Raw genomic sequence first — 18,115 nt, forward strand, 5'->3', positions numbered from 1 at the left:
CTCCGTTTGGCGCTAGAACCTTGATGCGTGCGCAGCCTTACTATAGGCCACTCTCACAGAGGCCATAGCATTATACCTTTTGCAAAACTCTGTCCTGAATTTAAACAGGGCGCCTTTACGGCTTGGCTCAGGGCTTAACTCCGATAACTAAGTAATGAGTCTCGTTAACGTTCTGAATTACATCGATTGAGGCTAGGCCTGCGGCCCTTAACTCTTCAATAACTTTCTCAGGGTCCACCCTGAGCCACTGCGGGGGCCCGAAGGAGAGCGACCCCTTTTTAAACTCGTAGACCGCAAGCCTTCCTCCACGCTTTAGTAGGCGTACAGCCGTTCTCAGCACGGCCTGTGAAACCCCTTCATGGATGAAATCGTGCAACACGTTAGCCATTATCACTACGTCTGCCACGTTATCAGGCAACCCAACTCCTTGAGTCGCGTCAGCTTCTACAACTTCAACGTTAGAGAGTCCTTCTTCTGAGGCTTTTTCGGCAACGATACGAAGGGACTCCTTATCTATGTCTACCGCATAGACCTTTCCAGGGGCTACGATCTTAGCCACAGGTATTGTGAACCTCCCAGGCCCTGAGCCCAGGTCCACCACCGTCATGCCAGGCTGCAACCTAAGGGGCTCTAAAAGCGAGACGTCCACGGGCGACATTAAGTGCCTTCTGAACAAGTCATGCCTGTTCATATCGGTTTACCGAGTAAAGAGGTAAGAGGAACTAAAAAAGTTTAGATCCGTTTCGGTTCGTGTGACATCACGTGCCAGCAGCTAGGGGTCAGCAATGAGCAACACCGATGCAGGGTCAGAGCTCCAGCACGAATTCATAAGAAAACTTGAAATAGCTATGCTAGGCGTGCTCTCTATAATTTCGCTGCTCATAGGTTACATGGTAGGTTTGGTTGCTGCAAGGGCCTTCTCAGACTCGTCCATAGTAGTTTCACTGCTCCTGTATCTTCTTTTACTGGCGTTTTACCCAAGATACAGGTTTCCATTCCTTGCCTACATGGTCGGAGCCGACATTGGGTCGCTGGTATTCGATATAGCGGTTCTGCACGCTAAAGTAGTAATTTATCCCCTGGTAGTGCTTCTTGTTAACGACCTGGGCAAGTTCTCCGTGAATATAGACTTCGTGCAGCTTTTAGTGCTCCTTGAAGTTATAGTATACATAGCGAGAAAACTGCACAAGGCTAGGAACAGAAAAATGGAGGCTTCATAAGGCTGTTTCACTCTATTGAAAGATACTTTGAGAGGAGAGGGTTAAGCACTTCATTGCTTATCTTTTCGGACAATTCGGGCTCAAAATGCCTGCAGAGAGCCGCCAGGCCCGCGAGTCTAATAACTTCGTTTCTTATGGAAATGTTGGCCTCGGCTAGCTTAAACGTTAATGATGACTCAAGCGACTTCTCCCTCACAAGTAACTGACGAACCCTGTTGCAGTCATCGGGGGGAACCTCAAGCACTTCGTCCTGGGGGGCTCCAGGCTCCGCCTCTTCAGGCTTAAGCTCAAGCCATGAGAAGTAGGTCGGGGAGTGAAGCTTTAAACAGGATATAAGGTCGTTCTGAGAGGCGATTACTAGCCTGAGGTCGCTCAGAAGGCTTTCAAGTTGACTTCTCAGGTCTTTTATCCTCTCCCTGGTCTCGATCAGCTGTTCATAGAGTTCCCTGCACTCAGCGAAACCTAAGCACCCCAGTAAGCCTTTTAAGTGGCATGAGGTTATTTAAATGAGAAGGTAGTCAATCAATGACTACCTCGGAGAGGACAACAGCTACGACGGGCGGGCAGCTGAGCAGAAAGCTAGGCCTGCTCGACTTAGTGTTTCTATCCTTTGGAGGGCAGGCAGCGCTGCTTTCCTTGCTAACTTACGCCACAGGAGTGGTCTCCTACACAGGAGTTTTTGCCCCAGTAGTGATAATAATAGGAACGCTTCTGGTATTGTTAAATGCTGCAGTCGTTTATGGCCTCTCAAAGAGGTATGGCGAGGCCGGGGGCTATTATATATATGCGTTTTACAGCCTAACGCGAAGGCTGGGCCTTGAAACGGGCTGGCTCTACATAATGTACTCTGTTATCTACGGCTCTGCCTACTTCCTAGGGGCTGCCTATGTCCTAAGATATGCAATTCACTTGGACCCCTTTTTGGCAGCCATCATAATATACATTCCAGCAGCGACGTTCCTAGTCTTGGGCATCAGGCCCTCAGCAAAATACGCCGAAATAGCTTCAATAATAGAGCTGGCTGCGTTGATCTACATAAGTTTAGTTAACCTCACAATAGCAGGCTTCAGGTTTTACAACCCGTTCTCATTAAAGTCAATACCATCATCGTCGCTTTTGGCAGCCGGTATGCTCTTTGCAATAGGCATACCCACGGGGTATGGCTCCATAACTCCGCTGGGCGGGGAGGCCATAAGGAAAGAGTACATAGGCAAAGCTGCAATAATTGTAGTCATAGTGGGTGGGCTCCTTGCCAGCATGGTAATTTACTCGCTCTTAGACGCCTCCCTGGCAACTGGCCAAATAAACTTCATATTGACGGCAAGGATACCAGTTATAGACTTTATGCGTAAGTTTTACGGGGATCTTTATGCAATACCGCTAATCTTTGCAGCATTTAATGATGGCGTTCTAGCGCCCTTATCATTTATGGCAGCCACGTCAAGGACTCTTTATGCCATGGCGAAGAATGGCATGCTACATAGGGGCTTAGCCGTTATAAGGGGTGACCATCCGTTTAATGCGGTGATAGCGACAGTAATAATCTACGGCATGGTGACTTTTCCGGCGCTGGCGCTCTACGAGAGGCCCTTCGCGTTATTCCTAGTATATGGCAGCCTGGCCGGTCTCGCTAACTTGTTTGTGCACGTTTCTGCCAACTTCTCGTATATTCTTGAAGGCTTCAGAGGGCTTCGCAGAGCCATGACGTTCAACTCGCTTAAATCGTTTAACTGGATATTCAGAAAGTTTACAGACATTTTAATAGGATTCAGCGCCAGTATCATAAGTTTATGGGCCATGACGTTGAGCTTTATGTCGAAGAACCTTCAGCTGGAGGTCGACATATTTATAGTGTGGATAATAATAGGGTTCATATATGCCGAAGTTCTGGACGAGCTTAAAAGCATAAGAAGTTCCGAGCTGCCACAGGGCTAGGTCAGGCAGGCCCTTATTTAAGTCCCTTCTTTACAAGTCTGTACGAGTGAGCTGCTGAATGGCATTTACGAGCGCCCGTAAGCTTGAGCACATAGACATCGTAAGGAAGGGTGGCGTGGAGCCTCAGGAAACCACGCTGCTTGAGTACATAAGGATAGTTCACAGGTCGCTTCCTGAGGCTAACCTAGAGGACATTGATCTCTCTGTTAAGTTCTGCGGCCGCGAGCTGGGCGCACCTTTAATAATAACCGGCATGACGGGGGGTCACCCCGATGTAGAGCCCATAAACGCTGCCATAGCAGAAGTGGCTGAGAAGTTTGGAATAGCCATGGGTGTTGGAAGTCAAAGAGCGGCTATAGAGGACCCCTCGGTTATTCGCACCTTCTCCGTGGTAAGGGAGAGGGCTCCGCGCGCCTTCATAGTTGCCAACCTCGGCGGAGCGCAGCTGGCCAAAGGATACGGGGTGAAGGAGGCCTTAAAGGCCGTGGAGATGATAAGGGCCGACGCCATAGCGATACACCTCAATATTGGACAGGAACTGTTCCAGGACGAGGGTGACACCAAGTTTAGCGGCGTGCTTGAGAAGGTAGCAGAGCTCGTGGAGGAAATGCCAGTGCCCGTGATAGTTAAGGAGGTGGGCACAGGCCTCAGCGCTGAAGATATTAGTGCGCTGCGTTCAGTCGGCGTTAAGTGCTTCGACGTGGCGGGGTTAGGAGGCACCAACTGGATTAAGATAGAAGCCCTCAGGTCTAAAGCTAAGCATGGGGCGCCGCTCAGGGACCCAGCTAGCATAGCAGACCTATGGGGCAACCCCACGGCTATTGCAATAGTGGAGGCCAGGAATGCGGCCCCGGATGCATATATAATTGGAAGTGGAGGGCTCAGGGATGGTCACGACGTGGCCAAAGCTATAGCTCTAGGCGCTGACGTAGGTGGCTTCGCGGCCCCTGCCCTCAGGGCGCTCTCAGCAGGTCGTGAAGGACTAGAGAGGTATGTTTCACAGATACTTTATCAGTTGAAGGCGGCAATGTTAATGAGCGGCAGTAAGAGGCCCCAGGACCTCTGGCTCGCTGGCATTACCATATGGGGTCGGCTCAAGGACGAGCTGGAATCAAGAGGCATAAACATTGGTAGTTACTTAAATAGCAGAGCTATGACACTTCTTTGGAGGAGACGGGACAATGACATTTGATGATATGAATGAGCTCGTGGAGAAGTACGTCCCATTGGTGAACTCAGACATATATGACGTAGTAAAGGGCGCCCCTGAGGAGCTTTACAATGCGTCGCTTCACTTAATAAAGGCTGGCGGAAAGAGGCTAAGGCCACTGGTGGTTCTCGCCACGGCCAGAGCTTTAGGTGGCGTTGACGCTGAGGCGCGCGCTATTCCTCTCGCCTCAGCCGTGGAGATTTTCCACAACTTCACCTTAGTGCATGACGACATTATGGACAATGACGACTTCAGGAGAGGGGTGCCCACAGTCCACAAGGTTTATGGAGTTCCACTGGCAATTACCGCTGGTGACCTTATGTTTTCACTATCCTTTGCATCAATTCTGAGAAGCCTTGAGAAAGGCCTTGACGAGGAGTACGTAATTAAGGCAGTGCAGGCCCTAACCGAGGCTTCCCGCAAGGTAGCTGAAGGCCAAGGTTATGACATGCTCTTCGAGAGGAGCTGGAATGTGGACGCAGAAGACTATCTAAGGATGATATACCTTAAGACAGGGGCGCTGGTGGAGGCGTCAGCAAAGTTAGGCGCCATAGCTGCAAAGGCCAAGGATGAGGTAATAGAGACCATGGGGGAGTATGGGAGGCTCGTTGGCCTAGCGTTCCAGATAAGGGACGATATACTTGGAGTGTTTGGGGACCCCTCCAAAACTGGCAAACCCGTTTATAGCGATCTCCGGCGGGGTAAGAAAACCATATTGGCACTGAAGGCAGCCTCAAGTAATGAAAAGGTCAAGGAGCTCCTAATTGATATCTTCAATGGAGATAGCTCAGAGGAGAAGCTTAAGGAGGCAGCTGAAGCTATAAAGAGCACAGGAGCCCTCGACTACGCACAGGGCCTCGCCAACAGCTACTCTCGGCTTGCTGTAGAAAAGCTCGATATGCTGAAGGCCTCGGGGCTCATAGTGGACGAAAAGGCCTATAGAGCCTTAAGAGATCTTGCAGTATTTAGTGCTCAGAGGGAGAAGTAAACATGAGCTTGGACGAGCTAAGGTCTCTAATCTACAGGGTTACATTACGTAATGCAGTGCAACATGGAGGCAAAGCAATGATAAACAGCGTAATGTCGACGCTCATAGCCGAGCACCCGGAGCTCAGGCAGAGGGCCAGGGAGCTGGCGCCCATAGTAAAGGAGATGGTGGATAAGGTTAACTCCATGAGTGCCGAGGAACAGCGTGACACTCTGGCAAGGGAATTCGGTGAAGCCGTGGAGGAAGGTCAGAAAAAGCCGAAGCCCGAGCAGAAGGTCCTACCTCCGCTTCCTAACGCTCAGGAGGGTAAGGTTGTCACCAGGTTTGCCCCTAACCCGGACTTCGCAATTCACATAGGTAACGCTAGGCCCGCGATATTGAGCTACGAGTACGCGAGAATGTACAAGGGTAAGATGGTGCTAAGGTTTGAAGATACAGACCCTAGGACCAAGACGCCTATGAAAGAGGCCTATGAGATGATTAGGGAGGACCTCAGGTGGCTTGGGGTTAGATGGGATGAGGAGTACATACAGAGCCTTCGCATGGAGATATTCTATTCGACTATGAAGGAGGCCCTCTCAAAGGGCTGCGCCTATGTGGACTTAGGGGGCGAGGAGAGCAAGAAGCTGATATCTGAGGGCAAGCCGCCAGAGTACAGGGACAAGCCACCGGAGTGGCAGCTAGAGCAGTTCGACAGGATGCTCTCAGGACACTATAAGGAGGGGGAGGCTGTAGTAAGATTTAAGACGAACGTCAACGATCCAAACCCCAGCCTCAGGGATTGGGTAGCCTTCAGGATCATTGATACTGACGCCCATCCTCACCCACTGACTGGAGACAAGTACATAGTGTGGCCCACCTATAACTTTGCAGTCAGCGTTGATGACCACTTGATGGGCATAACGCACGTGCTCAGGGGCAAGGAGCACCAGCTTAACACATTGAAACAGGGTTACGTCTACAAGTGCTTCAAGTGGCCTGAGCCCACCTACATACACTTTGGAAGGCTGAAGCTCGAAGGCTTTATAATGAGCAAGAGCTACATAAAGAAGATAATGAGCGACAGACCTGGCGAGTTCATGGGTCTTGATGATCCAAGGTTTGGCACGATAGCCGGGCTTCGTAGGCGCGGCATATTGCCCGAGTCTATAAGGGATGTAATCCTTGACGTCGGTGTAAGGCCAGGTGATGCCAAGCTTAGCTGGGCGAACTTAGCCGCGGTTAACAGGAAGAGGCTTGATCCCATAGCTGACAGGCTGATGTTCGTGGAGCTTACAGGTGGCCGCGGCATCAGGATGAGGTTAAGTCAGCCTGACTGTTACGTGGCAAAGATACCTTTACATCCCAATAGGCCGCAGGCGGTTCGCGAGATAAAGGTATGCGATGGGGACTACATCTATGTTCCAAGCGAGGACGCTAAGGCCCCCATGGTAAGGCTAGCCGGCTTAGGAAACTATGCAGTGAACGCCAATGATGGTTTACTTGAGTTTAAGAATGATAGCCTTGAAGAGGCCAGAAAGGGAGGTTACCCGATAATTCAGTGGGTGCCTGAGGCTAGCTCTGTCCGGCTGACGGTGCTGGAGCCTGATGGTCTGAACTTAATAAAGCATGACGGACTAGCTGAAGGTTACATAAACAACTACGGCAAGGGATCCAGGCTGCAGTTCATACGTTACGGCTTCGTCATAATAGACTCCGTCAACCCCTTGGTAGCCATATTGACCCATACGTAGCGTGACAGGCCTTATTGCTATGAAGAGAACTCCTTAACATATTTCGCCAGTTCGTCGAAGCCCTCCTTGTACCTTATTATAGCGTTCAGGGGCACATAATGGTATCCGGTGCGTGCGATGATTTCATAAACGGACTCATAGCTAGCCCTTTCAACAAGCCAAAAGAAAAGCGATGAGAGGCCGTCCAGGAGGTTGCTAAGCCCCTTGCTCTCGGCGTTCCTCACGTATGATTCCAAGATGCTTCTGAAGGCCTCCTTCTCCCATCTGAGAAGCTCCTCTGGAGGCCACGACGAGACCTGAAGAAGGGAGGCGCCGGTCCTCAGCTGCTCGCCCATCATTGCAGCATAGTCAATGCTCCTCGCCAGGGCGGCTAGGTCCCTTACCGCAGGTTCCTTTTCGAGCTTACTTGCAGGCATCTTGTACGGTTCCCCCTCAAAGTCCGTTATGTATATGTCCCCCTTCTGAGACTCTACTATTTGGTAGAGGTGAAGGTCACCGTGGATCCTCAGCTTGGTTCTTCCAAGGAGCTTCTCTGCAAGTGGCTCCAGGGAACTTACTAGCTCCTCCAAGGAGTCGGCGGCCTCGTAAACCAGGGGCCTGTCGCTGTATGGAAGCATGCGGGAGCCCTTATCTCTCAGCCATGAAGACCTCCAGCTGATCCTTTCAAGCCACCTCCTGATGTCAGCGTCCGTTATGGGCTCTGGCCTGCACCAGCTTTCGCTGCATGTCATCATGACGTTATGAAGCTCCGAGATCGCCAACCCTATCTTAGGCCCTATGGAATTCACGTTAGCGGTAGACCTGTTGGAGGCATCATTGACATAGGTCGTAGCTGCTGGAAATCCGTCAATAAAGCTAGTGATAATAATGTAGGGTGAACTCTCATAAGTTAAGTTGCATATGAATTTGGGGACCCACTTATAATTTACAAACGTTAAGTACCTGAGTACCAGGTGTTCTATGTTGTCGCTTTCAAGGCGCCTTAAGGCCTTTATCAGTAACCTTTCACCGCCTTCATCTACGGCCTCGTAGCTTATGGATCTGAGCCCCGAACTTACGATTTTTAGCTCCCTTATCTTCCTGAGCCCACGGCAGCTTGATTGGAACGCGGCGGTAGAAGAGCTCAATATAGAGTTAAGCCATGTGGCTGAGGAGTCCAGTTCCAGGAGTGAACCATCAGGCAGCATGGAAATAGGGGCAAAGGCCTTCTCACCGCACCCCTCAACTGTGAGGGCGAGGCCTCCCTCTATAGGCTCACAGTAGTAGGCTACGCTGTCGCAGCTGAGCATCCAGGGCCTTGATGTATACCATTTAAGTATTGACGAACTGCACTCTGTCACTAAGTTAGACACCTATCTCTATTAAAAGATAGCGCGCTTATTAAAGCAAGATAAGCGCTTGTGCATGGCAATTAGCCTGGCGGCAGCAGGCTTTTGCCGCCTAACATGAAGTAAGTCTTAATGTATTCAGCGTGGCTCCACGCCAGCGGCATTACTGAGAGCGGCGCCGAATCGAAGGGGCTGACCTGCTCCGGCAGCATCCCAGTGGGGGAGGCTACCCCCTCAACCCACGTCATTAATTGCTTTGCAGAGTCGAAGTCACTCTGCAATATATAGCTCTGCGCCAGCCACATGGTAGTTATTATCCATGGGTTGCCAGGTATGCCCGTATAGTCACCAGTGATTCTTTGGTAGTAGTCGTTTTCATACCTTGCAAGGCCTCCTACCCTGCTAACCCACAATTTATCTCTCACAACCTTTACGGTGCTCTCAAACATGGGATCTGAAGGCTCCACAAGGCCAAGGAGGCCGGCTGCCAGGATTGAGGAATCTACAGTCTTATCAACGCTGACAACCCTGTCCTTATCTATTACTATCATCCTGTAGAAATGGCCTCCATCCCTGTTAAACATGTGTTCCCTGAAGCCGTTTTGGATGGCCTTAGCTAGGCGTCTCCACTTGTCCTCCTTGCTCCACACTCCAAGCCTCCTCGCGATGTCTGCAGCGCTCTTCATGGCAGCATAGACAGCGGCGACCGTATATGCGTGAACCCCAAGTCTCTCCTCCCAGAGGTCGTAGCTCATCAAAGGCAAGGACAGCTTCCCATTAATGAAACTTGCCATGAACTCCGTGGCCTTTTCCAAATTCTCATAGACTTCCCGTAGCAGGAAGTAATCATTAGAGGTCACTATATGGTACCAGAAACCGTAGACTGCCAGGGCGGTCTCGTCCTCCTGTATGTTCTTACTAATTTCAGTCTCAGAGGTCCACGGGTGCCACGTACTTCCAAAAGTGCCGTCAGCGTTATACTTCTGGTAAAGATAGCCTTCAGGAGTCATCAGCTCTGTAAACAGCTTCTCGTAAAACCTCCTAGTGAAGGACCAGTAGCCCATAGAGTCAAGGGCTATGGCTACATGAACTGCATCCCTTGGCCATGTATATGCATAAGTGTCAAGGTTAAACTTGAGGATGCTGGTGTCCAGCGAGGCAGGCACTTCACCATTATTACCCATGTGGCCAATGAGCACGGCAACGCTCTGCTTCAAGAGTTTTACATTCTTGACGGGCTCTGTAAGAACGCTCCAGTACCTGCTGTCGCGCTCAAAGTGCTCACCAGGACTTGCCCTTAGGTCCTTCAAAGATTCCACGAGGTCATTATAGCTTCTTCCAGCAACTATGTAAAGGTAGAACTCCTTGGCAGCTATGGAGACAGCGCTGTCAACGGAGCCCTGAGCTATCGGGTTTTTGTTCAGAACACCGTCCTGGCAGTCTCCAAGCACAGCTCCTTGGTCTCTCCTCCCCGTGGTATACTCATAGAGTTTATGTGATGAGGTAACCGCGAACCAGGTACTTCCCTTGTAGTGGATCACGGCATCGAGTCGGGGGTCGTAGAGCGCCGTGTCACCAAGTTCACTGTTGTTGAGCCTGAAGTCGTTGTACTGTATGAACCTAAAGAGGCCCTCACCCTTTATGCTAACCTTAGTTATTATTGCTGGCCTTGTTTGGGAGGCCAACGAAGTAAGCTCCACTGTAGCGTCGCTCAATCTGAAAATAGCCCTGGCTATCAGGTTGTCCATTTCAATGGACTTGTCCACGTTTTCGAGCCATAGCATCTGGCCATCCTTCCATAGACCTATCTTAAAGGCGCCGTTTACTGAGTGGTTATGGTGCTGGTCAAGCATGGGATAATAGATGCTCCTTATGTAGAAGTTGCCGTCGTAGAGCGCCGCAATAGTTCCGTTGCTGACCATCGCAAGTCTTGCCACCTATGTTCACCGCTAACAGGGAATAGTGCCCCACTTGATATTTACTATTTACTTTAGACTCTTTTTAGACTCTTAATTTAAATGTGCACATATGTAAAGGCACGAAGCAGTTTATCCCGCGCCGCACAACATCAATAATGAGAGCCCCTTAGCGTAACTTTAAACGCCGCAGCCCATCTTAGGTAGCTCTTCCACTTTTCCCTCCGCAACAGCGAAAACGTTATGCGGATGTATGCTCTCCAGGCTATAGATCTCTGCTCTGAGCACCGTATCCTTAGGAAGGCTTTCGCCGACTAGACATCTGAGTCTCCTCACGGCCTCCCTAACAGCGTCCTCAGCAAATCTTGGGTTTCTGTGGGCTCCAAAGACAAGTTTTGCCTCCTGAGGCCTCTTAAGTAACGTAAAGGCCGGCGCCGAGAGCGAGGCCCAGAGGGCTGATGCAATATCATCAACGCTAATTATGTGAAGCTTGTGGGATATTATGGAGCCTTTAAGCATCACTTTTTGGCTATGGCTGGGCGCCGTGGAGCTATAGTTAAACATGTCAGCTATAGTTCTCTGCGCGCTGGGACATACGGTGAAGCCTTTTACAGAGACGCTGGTCAGGAAGGTCTTTTTATATCTTCCTCCTGTCACAGCAACTTTAACTCTAACTGGCTCCAGGGACTCTATATCCTCAAAGACGGCCCTCGCCCAATAAGTTGTATATAGCTCAACGCCGGCGCTATCGCTGTAACTGTGAAGATTCAGAAGCTGGTCATGAATGCTCTCTGCAAGGCCTTCAAGGCTCCACGACTCCTGGGGGAAGGAGTCCAATATTTGCATGGCGTCAACGTTGCGGGACAGGTGGGCCCCCTTTCTGTCAGATGAAATATCCACGTATACATTAATCTTCGCGTCAAAGGCGAACATCCCCTGGGGCGACTTTATTAGGATTCTCTTCAGGACGCCTCTGAAACCTATCCTCTTAACTGGCACAGGGTAGTCAGGGCTTCTGTCCTGCAGCTCCAGCCCTTATCACCTTTAGGAGCTCTGTTAACGAGAGTTCAAAAACGGCCACTGGGTACGTTACGTTGAGCTTATCTAGTATAACAGGGTTTATCTCGCCAATAACTCCAATCTCGTGGCCATTAGCTAGGAGTGACGCGGACCTGCCTGCGAGAAGCCAGCTAGCTGTGAGAGGTTTAGCGCTGGGCTTGAGGCCAAAGGATCTTATAAATGCGTAAGCAACGGCTTGAATGTCCTCATAGCTTACTGAGTCGTCCATGGTAGCGGCAGCCAGCTTTAAGTCTTCTACTGCTTCAGAGCCGATCTTTTTAACGGTCTTGCCTATCTCGAAGATATTAACAGGCTTGGTCTTGCTGACGTTGAAGAACATGAGCTGAAGTAGCTGGGGCACGAGAGAGGGCCTTAAGGCATCTAGCTCCTCCTGTACAGGATTTTTGAGCTCTACAGTGTCGCTGATCATATCAAAGAGCCTCAGTAAGGAGGAGCTGGTCAATATATAGCTCATTACCTCGGTGAAGCCAAGCCCTGCCATTATGTCGCGTGCCGCCCTTGAGAGCAGGGTGTGGTCTAACAACGATCCTCTAGCGTCGTTCATGTACTTGCTTGGTAAAAGCTTGGGGGAGTCATAGCCTAACGCCATGGCAATGTCTTCCACGAGATCTATCTCAGATATTATGTCATAACGGAACGGAGGAATTGTAACTTTTACATGGCCGTTCTCAGGCGAGGCGCTGTGCCTCATCTTGAGCAGCGAAAGTGTAACCTCATCGACTGTTAGGTCCGTCCCCAGGACCCTGTTTACGTAGTTTATATCAAGGCTCAGCTCCCTGCTCTTAAGTACTGGCGTGTGTAAAGGCTCTCCTGTCCTTGGAACTACCCTGACGAAACCTATGTAAGTTCCTCTCCTCTCGGCTAAGTTAAGCGTTATGATGTCCAGCACCTTAAGCACGGAGGCAAGGTCCGTTCCAGTGACGTCGATTAGAAGATCCCTGGTGCCGACCTCAACCCTGGTGAGCTCAGAATTTATCACGGGGGGCAGAGAGAGCACAGCCCCACCATCTTCTGTAAATGCCGGGTGGAGGCCCTCAGCTAGACTTATGTTGCCATATTTTACCCCCTGCTCCGTGCTCCTCAGAACTTCAGCTATCGACATGGGTTCGCTTCCACCAAGGGGTACCATGCTGCTCTTGAGCGGTATCATGCTGTACCTGAGCCTCTTGGACTTAACCTTAGCCAGGTCGTGGAACCCTATTGCTACCTTCCTTCTTCTCCTTCCTACAGTGTCATGGAGTTTCTCTTGGAACTGAACGAGCTCCTCAAGGAAGGACTCCGAATCGACGTTCACATTATATACCACGGCAGCAGCTATGTAAGGCCTAGTCTCTGGCATCTCATTGACGAGCTCCAGGCCGCTGTTCCTGAGCTTCCCATCTAAGGGCGTCCAGCCAAGTTCTATGGACTCTATGCCTCTGACGGCCCTTGCTATGCCTTCAGAGATAAACATGTCTGGCCTGTCCGGGTTTATCTCAACCGAGAGATAGTTATCATTAAGCTCGGTCTCGCACTTTAACCTGAAAAGCGCCTCCTCAACTATGTCAAGGTCCAGGCCTGTGGTCTCCACCAGCCTCTCAGGCCTAAACCTGAGCGTTACCATGGCTTCACACCTCAACTTTAAATGATCTCAGAAAGTCGTAGTCTTTAGAGTAGAGGTCTCTAACGTCATGAAGCCCAAAGCGGGCCAGGGCCAGCCTCTCAACGCCCATGCCCCAGGCGCCCACCTGGTAATCAACGCCAGCAATTCTTAGAACCTCTGGCCTGAAGAGACCCGCGCCGAAGACCTCAACCATGCTGCTTCCTATCCTTGCATAACCCTCTACGCTGGGCTCCGTGAATGGGAAGTAGGCAGGCTTAAACTTAAGCTCCAGGCCAAGCCTTTTGCCGAACTCGCTTAGGAACCCAAGCAGGTCCCTAAACGTGAAGTCTTTCCAGCCCATAATTCCATCCAGCTGATGGAAGTCTGATAGATGGGTGGCATCCACGGGATCAGCTCTGAAGACTTTATCTATCGTGAAGAACCTGATGGGAGGCCTGGGCCTGGAGGCGAGAACCCTTATGGTTACCGCGGTGGTCTGACTTCTCAGAATTCTCCTTGAGGCTACGCTTCCATCCCACTGATATCCCCAGCCATGTTCGTGCTCATACTTAACCCTGGCAACTATGTCAGCATAATCGCTTAGGTCAGCCGGTGGTAGGTCAGGCCAGAAAGTGTCGTGCATCTCCCTGGCTGGGTGGTCCTGGGGCTGAAAGAGCGCGTCGAAGTTGAATAGCTCCAACTCCACGAGGGGGCCGCTCACTTCGACGAAGCCCATCTCCTTCATGAGATCTTTAAGCTCCTCTATGAACTCAGCAAAGAAGTGTTTTCTTGCAGGCATCCTTAATGGTGGTTCTGCACTAACGTCGTAGGGCCTTAATGTGTATTCTCTCCATTTGCCTGTGGCTATAAGTTCATGAGATAACTTTGCTATGCTTGGCTTAGCGGTTGCCAGCGAGAGCCCTTGGGGTAACAGCCTTATACTTACCAGGTTTTTTTGCTCAACTTTTACAAGACCTCTGCCCTTCAGGACGTCGACTATTTTCTCGCTTACAAGCCCTCCCTCCTTTATGCTCCTAAGGCCCCCCTTTAGGTTGACTACACTCGCCTTGAAACCTTCGTGGTCTACGAGAGTTATCATGCCATTAGCTATCTTTACATAGCCAGCCTTAATGGCTACCCCGATGGCTATGTTGAAGTCGTTCCCAAGGGAGCTTCTAGCTAAATCGACTGCTACAGAGCCATTGTTAGCCTCTAACAGCTCGAGAAGCCTCTCTTCAGGTAATCCGTTCCTCAGGGCCTCTTCGCCCCTCTCCGTCAAAAGTATCCTGGTGACAGTTCTTCTATCGACCTTGACAAGCCCCTTAGCCTCGAGAAGACTTGCTAAACTCGCAGCGCTGCTAGTAGGCATGCCTATAAGCTCCTCCGATTTCTCAAGGTCCAGCGGCTCACCAAGACTTGCGAGCTTTTTGAGAAGCTCTAGCTCGCCAGGGCTCAGCTGCTCAGCAGCCATGGTTAGCCTCCTGTGATTGACTTAAGGTTGAACAATTAAATGTTTGCCTCGGAGGACGAGAAGCCCAGGTAAACTTAATATCCTCCGTCAGGTTGACTTCATATCTCGATGATTACCGTGGGGGCTACCAGAGCCATTCTAAGGCTTGTAAAGCAGAGAATAGGCGAACCCGCGCTAAGGAAGGTTGAGCCTCCAAAGGGTTTCCTGTTCGTAACGTCGCAGGAAAGCGTAGATATAGTCACGTATCCTGTGTCCTTGGACTATCTCTTAGTGCAACCTGAGGGCTACTCTGACGTCTTTAAATATACATCAGAGCTCAAGATAGCCCAGGAGCCGTGGCAGTCGTATTGTCAGTGGCACAACGGCCCCCTAGATGAAGCTGATGACCCTCTCAAGAGGTTATATTGCCCGGTCGCGGCCGAGGGCTTCTGTTCAAAGCACAGGAGGTCGGAAAGGGCAATTTACACCCTGTGCCTTGATTCAAGGTCTGAGAAGGCGCTTGAAGCCTGTAAGTATATAGATAGCGTGGTAAAGGGCGAGTACGTAGTTTATATGTTGGACTATGGAGGCGATAAACCTAAGGTAGGCGCGACGAGGAAATTCAGGCTATTAGAGAGGATAGCAGAGCAGCCTCACGTCGTAGCTACGGTTATTATGGAAGTTGATAGTCTCTTAGCAGCAAGGAAAGCTGAGATGCGTATATCGAGCAGCGGCATAGCTGTCGAGAGCTGGCGCCATAAGTTGCTCAATGCTCAGGACCACTACTTTGCGTCGCTGAGGCTCAGCGAGGCGGCGTCGAAAGCCTCCAAGCTTCTGGGAGTTCAGTGGGACAACAAGTTATTTTCCATAGTCTCACAGGACTTCATATCCATGAGGCCGAGGGTTGTTGACGCTGAGTCGCTTGTAGACAAATCGTTAATTCCATGGGCCTCTTGGGGAGGGTTCATAATGTTTAAGGACAGCGGAGGCTCCCTCGTGGCTGTTAAGTCATCGCAGCTAATGCACAAGAACTCTTTGATAGTGGACCTTGGCTCTACCTGATGAGGACCTCTAGGGATGCAGCAGCGGCGCTCATGAGGCCCTTGTCCACCAACGCCTGGTCGCTCTGCAGGGAGCCGGCCGAGTTACTTATCACGAGGGCGCAGGCGGCGCTGACACCTCTTATTCGTGACAGGGCGGTTACCGTGGCGCACTCCATTTCGACGGCCTTAAATCCAAGGGATTTAAGCAACCCTAGCACATTGGATTCAGCGTAAAAGGAGTCGCTTGAGAACACGGCCCCCTTGGTGGCCTTTACGCCCAACTTAGATAGCTCCTGCAGCAGCCTGTAGGTGAGCTCCATGTCAGGAGATGATGGTGGACATATAGATCCAAAGTAAAGCCCTAGGCCAGCGCCGCCATATGTTGAGGACGCCGCGTCAGCGACAAGTACGTCTCCAGGCCTTAGCTCTGGGGAGATGGCGCCTGCAGTTCCTACCCTTATAATTCTCTTAGCCCCTATACTTATTAGCTCCTCAACTACAATGGCAACGCTGGGACCTCCCATTCCGTGAGCTGCTATGGCGACCTCCTTGTCCTTGTAGAAACCCACGTAAGTCCTGAGCCCTCTGTTGTCATTTATAAGGCGTGGCCTTTCAAGCAATGATGCAAACCTGTCGGCTCTCAGCGGGTCCCCTGTTATCAGAACGCCCTCAGGAACTCTTTCAGCCTTTATGTGGTAGGGCATTTACATCCTCCTCAGCGTTGGTATGCCCAGCACGCTCATACCAATGCCTAGGGACTGTCTGACGATGTCCACTATTAAGGCCTTTAGCTCCTTTGCCCCAACATCAGGCTCCCTGATCACGGAGTCCTGTTCATACCACGTGTTGAAGCTATCCGCCAGGTCAGCCAGATGCGATACCAGATCCTCTGGGGCGAGATCATCTGCTGCCTTAGCTATCACTAGCGGAGTCTTCAATGCCTTTACAAGGAGCCTCCTCCGAGGCTCCGTGCACTTGTCTGGGTCCACGGAGTTAAGATCCACCTTCCCGTGCTTTTCGAGTATATTGACGGCCCTCACGTATGTATATTGAAGGTACGGGCCGCTGCTCTCCCTAAGGTTCATAGCCTTATCAACACTGAAGGTAAGGGGCTTTGACGCGCTCATGTGAACCATGAAGTACCTGATGGCTCCAACGCTTATACTCCTGGCTATAACCATGGCTTCCTCCTTTGACATAGATGGGTTTCTCCCGGTGACCTCCTTCAACGCCCGGGCGGAGAGCTCCGTGAGAAGGGAATCCAGCGTGACATACTCGCCTCTCCTTCCATGCATGCTGCCGGTGGTGAGCCTGACTATTTCATAGTCATAATGAATTAGGTTTAACGCCTCCCTCCTGTGGCCGAGGCCGTAAAGCGCTACCCTTAGCTGTAGCTGTGGAAGCCTCTGGTCAGCACCTATGACGTTAATTACCTTATCCGCGTTGGCCTGAGAGAACTTAAGGATACTGTAGGCCAGGTCCCTTGTGGTGTAAAGCGTAGTGCCATCGCTCCTGAGCAGAATGAGAGGCGGCAGGGAGAACCCTTTGGGAAGCCTTATAGAGCTGAGGGCCTCCTTGTCATGTTGAATCTCTTCACTTATTATCTGAGGTACGTCTATTGCGTCAGCGTCCTTGTACTTAATGAAGTACCTGCTTCCCTTGGCTTCTTCAACAAGCCTGCCCACGAGCCCGCTCCAGACCAGGTCACTCTCCCAGTCCCAGAAGTCAAAGCTCACGCCGAGAATCTCAAGGCTTTGCTTGAAGCCTTCGAGGACCGCCTGAACCATGGATCTAATCAATGTCTTCTCAGGCTCAAGCCCCTTCTCGTACCTATTATTAAGGTCAGCCACAGCTGCATCAGGGTTCTCAAGCGAGGACAGCGCGGTGTAAAGCTTGTCAAAGAAGTTCCCTGGGTCCTGCAACTTTAGCCTAGCGAGGGTTGACGCTAGCTTTTCCGCCTCTTCGCTGTTTCCAGCTTTTTTCGCGTTTAGAAGGTCTATTGTGGTGCTGGTCACGGCATAAATCCAGCCGACCAGGGAGTCGGGCTTTATTGAGAGCCTCTGCGACTCTTTTAGCACGTCTATGCCCAGCAGCTTAACTCCAAGGGCTGCTATGGACACCTGCCGGCCAACGTCATCTATGTAAAACCTTGTCACAACGCTATGCCCTCTTGACTTGAGAAGCCTTGCAAGCGAGTCCCCTATGCAGGCGTTCCTCGTGTGCCCTATATGAAGGGGATGTATGGGGTTGGCGCTGGTGTGCTCAACCACTATCTTGAGGGGCCTAGAGGTCTTAGGGACCTCTAGCTCCTCGCCATTCTTAGCCCACTCTACTACCGCTTTGACAAGGTCCCCGCACCTGAAGGTTAAGTTAGTGAACCCCTTTAAGTTCTTCACGTCGACATAGTGAATGTTATAGTCTGATGCAAGCCTACTTGCCAATATCTTGGCTACTTCATCAGGGTCCTTGGAGTACCTTATAGATGGAAATGAAGAGTCCCCGTACTCCTCCTTTACAGGTTCCATCAGGTCCCTAAAGGCGACCAGCTGGTCAACGCCCAGCATATCTGAGAGAATTTCCGAAGAGCTGACGATAGCCCTGGTCACAGGGTCTAGCAAGCTTCAGCCCTA

The 18,115-nt window shown here is 50.9% G+C and carries 15 protein-coding genes; 6 read left to right on the forward strand and 9 right to left on the reverse strand.

Features of this window, described 5'->3' with window-relative positions:
* Positions 1-127: 127 nt before the first annotated feature.
* The gene (locus ACZ5OO_RS05880; protein ID WP_013266246.1) at positions 128-691 is read right to left on the reverse strand and encodes a class I SAM-dependent methyltransferase; all 564 of its coding nucleotides are present in this window, start codon (positions 689-691) and stop codon (positions 128-130) included.
* 94 nt (positions 692-785) lie between these two features.
* Here ACZ5OO_RS05880 and ACZ5OO_RS05885 point away from each other — a divergent pair, with 94 nt between their 5' ends.
* A complete protein-coding gene (locus tag ACZ5OO_RS05885; protein ID WP_013266247.1) occupies positions 786-1,220 on the forward strand; it encodes a hypothetical protein in 435 nt (144 codons plus the stop codon).
* A 7-nt stretch (positions 1,221-1,227) separates the two neighbouring features.
* Here the strand turns inward: ACZ5OO_RS05885 and ACZ5OO_RS05890 are convergent, their stop codons facing one another.
* A complete protein-coding gene (locus ACZ5OO_RS05890; protein ID WP_048812723.1) occupies positions 1,228-1,464 on the reverse strand; it encodes a hypothetical protein in 237 nt (78 codons plus the stop codon).
* Positions 1,465-1,745: 281 nt separating this feature from the next.
* Between ACZ5OO_RS05890 and ACZ5OO_RS05895 the strand changes: the two genes are divergently transcribed.
* Genes ACZ5OO_RS05895 through ACZ5OO_RS05910 form a run of 4 tightly spaced genes read left to right on the forward strand, consistent with a single transcriptional unit; the run spans position 1,746 to position 7,086 of the window.
* Positions 1,746-3,155: an APC family permease gene (locus ACZ5OO_RS05895; RefSeq protein ID WP_464078021.1), complete on the forward strand. Its 1,410-nt coding sequence runs from the start codon at positions 1,746-1,748 to the stop codon at positions 3,153-3,155.
* 58 nt (positions 3,156-3,213) lie between these two features.
* Positions 3,214-4,347, forward strand: coding sequence for a type 2 isopentenyl-diphosphate Delta-isomerase (gene fni / locus ACZ5OO_RS05900; protein WP_464078022.1), 1,134 nt, complete (start codon positions 3,214-3,216; stop codon positions 4,345-4,347).
* Complete coding sequence (locus tag ACZ5OO_RS05905) at positions 4,337-5,353, forward strand: polyprenyl synthetase family protein (RefSeq protein ID WP_013266251.1); 1,017 nt, start codon at positions 4,337-4,339, stop codon at positions 5,351-5,353. The genes fni and ACZ5OO_RS05905 overlap by 11 nt, the downstream gene beginning before the upstream one ends.
* Before the next feature lie 2 nt (positions 5,354-5,355).
* Complete coding sequence (locus ACZ5OO_RS05910; RefSeq protein ID WP_013266252.1) at positions 5,356-7,086, forward strand: glutamate--tRNA ligase; 1,731 nt, start codon at positions 5,356-5,358, stop codon at positions 7,084-7,086.
* 17 nt (positions 7,087-7,103) lie between these two features.
* On the opposite strand, the gene ACZ5OO_RS05915 is transcribed toward ACZ5OO_RS05910, so the two are convergent.
* The 5 genes from ACZ5OO_RS05915 to pheS form a co-directional block, all read right to left on the reverse strand.
* On the reverse strand, positions 7,104-8,426 hold the full coding sequence (locus tag ACZ5OO_RS05915) for a trehalose synthase (RefSeq protein ID WP_013266253.1): 1,323 nt from the start codon (positions 8,424-8,426) through the stop codon (positions 7,104-7,106).
* Positions 8,427-8,497: 71 nt separating this feature from the next.
* Positions 8,498-10,351, reverse strand: coding sequence for a glycoside hydrolase family 15 protein (locus ACZ5OO_RS05920; RefSeq protein ID WP_238523621.1), 1,854 nt, complete (start codon positions 10,349-10,351; stop codon positions 8,498-8,500).
* Between the two features lie 159 nt (positions 10,352-10,510).
* Positions 10,511-11,329 (reverse strand): GTP cyclohydrolase I FolE2, encoded by an 819-nt coding sequence (locus ACZ5OO_RS05925; protein WP_013266255.1) that lies wholly within the window; start codon positions 11,327-11,329, stop codon positions 10,511-10,513.
* Positions 11,330-11,336: 7 nt separating this feature from the next.
* Positions 11,337-13,013 (reverse strand): phenylalanine--tRNA ligase subunit beta, encoded by a 1,677-nt coding sequence (gene pheT, locus ACZ5OO_RS05930; protein WP_464078023.1) that lies wholly within the window; start codon positions 13,011-13,013, stop codon positions 11,337-11,339.
* 4 nt (positions 13,014-13,017) lie between these two features.
* The gene (gene pheS / locus ACZ5OO_RS05935) at positions 13,018-14,463 is read right to left on the reverse strand and encodes a phenylalanine--tRNA ligase subunit alpha (RefSeq protein WP_013266257.1); all 1,446 of its coding nucleotides are present in this window, start codon (positions 14,461-14,463) and stop codon (positions 13,018-13,020) included.
* Between the two features lie 108 nt (positions 14,464-14,571).
* On the opposite strand from pheS, the gene ACZ5OO_RS05940 reads away from it, so the two are divergent.
* Positions 14,572-15,504 carry a hypothetical protein gene (locus ACZ5OO_RS05940; protein ID WP_464078024.1) on the forward strand — a complete coding sequence of 311 codons (933 nt, stop codon included), beginning with the start codon at positions 14,572-14,574 and terminating at the stop codon, positions 15,502-15,504.
* Here ACZ5OO_RS05940 and ACZ5OO_RS05945 read toward each other — a convergent pair.
* Both ACZ5OO_RS05945 and ACZ5OO_RS05950 read right to left on the reverse strand, forming a co-directional pair.
* Complete coding sequence (locus ACZ5OO_RS05945; RefSeq protein WP_464078025.1) at positions 15,497-16,189, reverse strand: phosphorylase family protein; 693 nt, start codon at positions 16,187-16,189, stop codon at positions 15,497-15,499. The genes ACZ5OO_RS05940 and ACZ5OO_RS05945 overlap by 8 nt on opposite strands.
* Positions 16,190-18,103 (reverse strand): arginine--tRNA ligase, encoded by a 1,914-nt coding sequence (locus tag ACZ5OO_RS05950; RefSeq protein WP_464078026.1) that lies wholly within the window; start codon positions 18,101-18,103, stop codon positions 16,190-16,192. It lies immediately after the preceding gene.
* Positions 18,104-18,115 lie beyond the last annotated feature (12 nt).

The sequence above is a fragment of the Acidilobus aceticus genome, from assembly GCF_055392325.1.

Coding starts and splice junctions, on each gene's coding strand:
- ACZ5OO_RS05880 (WP_013266246.1), bottom strand. CDS start 691: ATGAACAGGCATGACTTGTTCAGAAGGCACTTAATGTCGCCCGTGGAC.
- ACZ5OO_RS05885 (WP_013266247.1), top strand. CDS start 786: ATGAGCAACACCGATGCAGGGTCAGAGCTCCAGCACGAATTCATAAGA.
- ACZ5OO_RS05895 (WP_464078021.1), top strand. CDS start 1,746: ATGACTACCTCGGAGAGGACAACAGCTACGACGGGCGGGCAGCTGAGC.
- fni (WP_464078022.1), top strand. CDS start 3,214: ATGGCATTTACGAGCGCCCGTAAGCTTGAGCACATAGACATCGTAAGG.
- ACZ5OO_RS05905 (WP_013266251.1), top strand. CDS start 4,337: ATGACATTTGATGATATGAATGAGCTCGTGGAGAAGTACGTCCCATTG.
- ACZ5OO_RS05910 (WP_013266252.1), top strand. CDS start 5,356: ATGAGCTTGGACGAGCTAAGGTCTCTAATCTACAGGGTTACATTACGT.
- pheT (WP_464078023.1), bottom strand. CDS start 13,013: ATGGTAACGCTCAGGTTTAGGCCTGAGAGGCTGGTGGAGACCACAGGC.
- pheS (WP_013266257.1), bottom strand. CDS start 14,463: ATGGCTGCTGAGCAGCTGAGCCCTGGCGAGCTAGAGCTTCTCAAAAAG.
- ACZ5OO_RS05940 (WP_464078024.1), top strand. CDS start 14,572: ATGATTACCGTGGGGGCTACCAGAGCCATTCTAAGGCTTGTAAAGCAG.
- ACZ5OO_RS05945 (WP_464078025.1), bottom strand. CDS start 16,189: ATGCCCTACCACATAAAGGCTGAAAGAGTTCCTGAGGGCGTTCTGATA.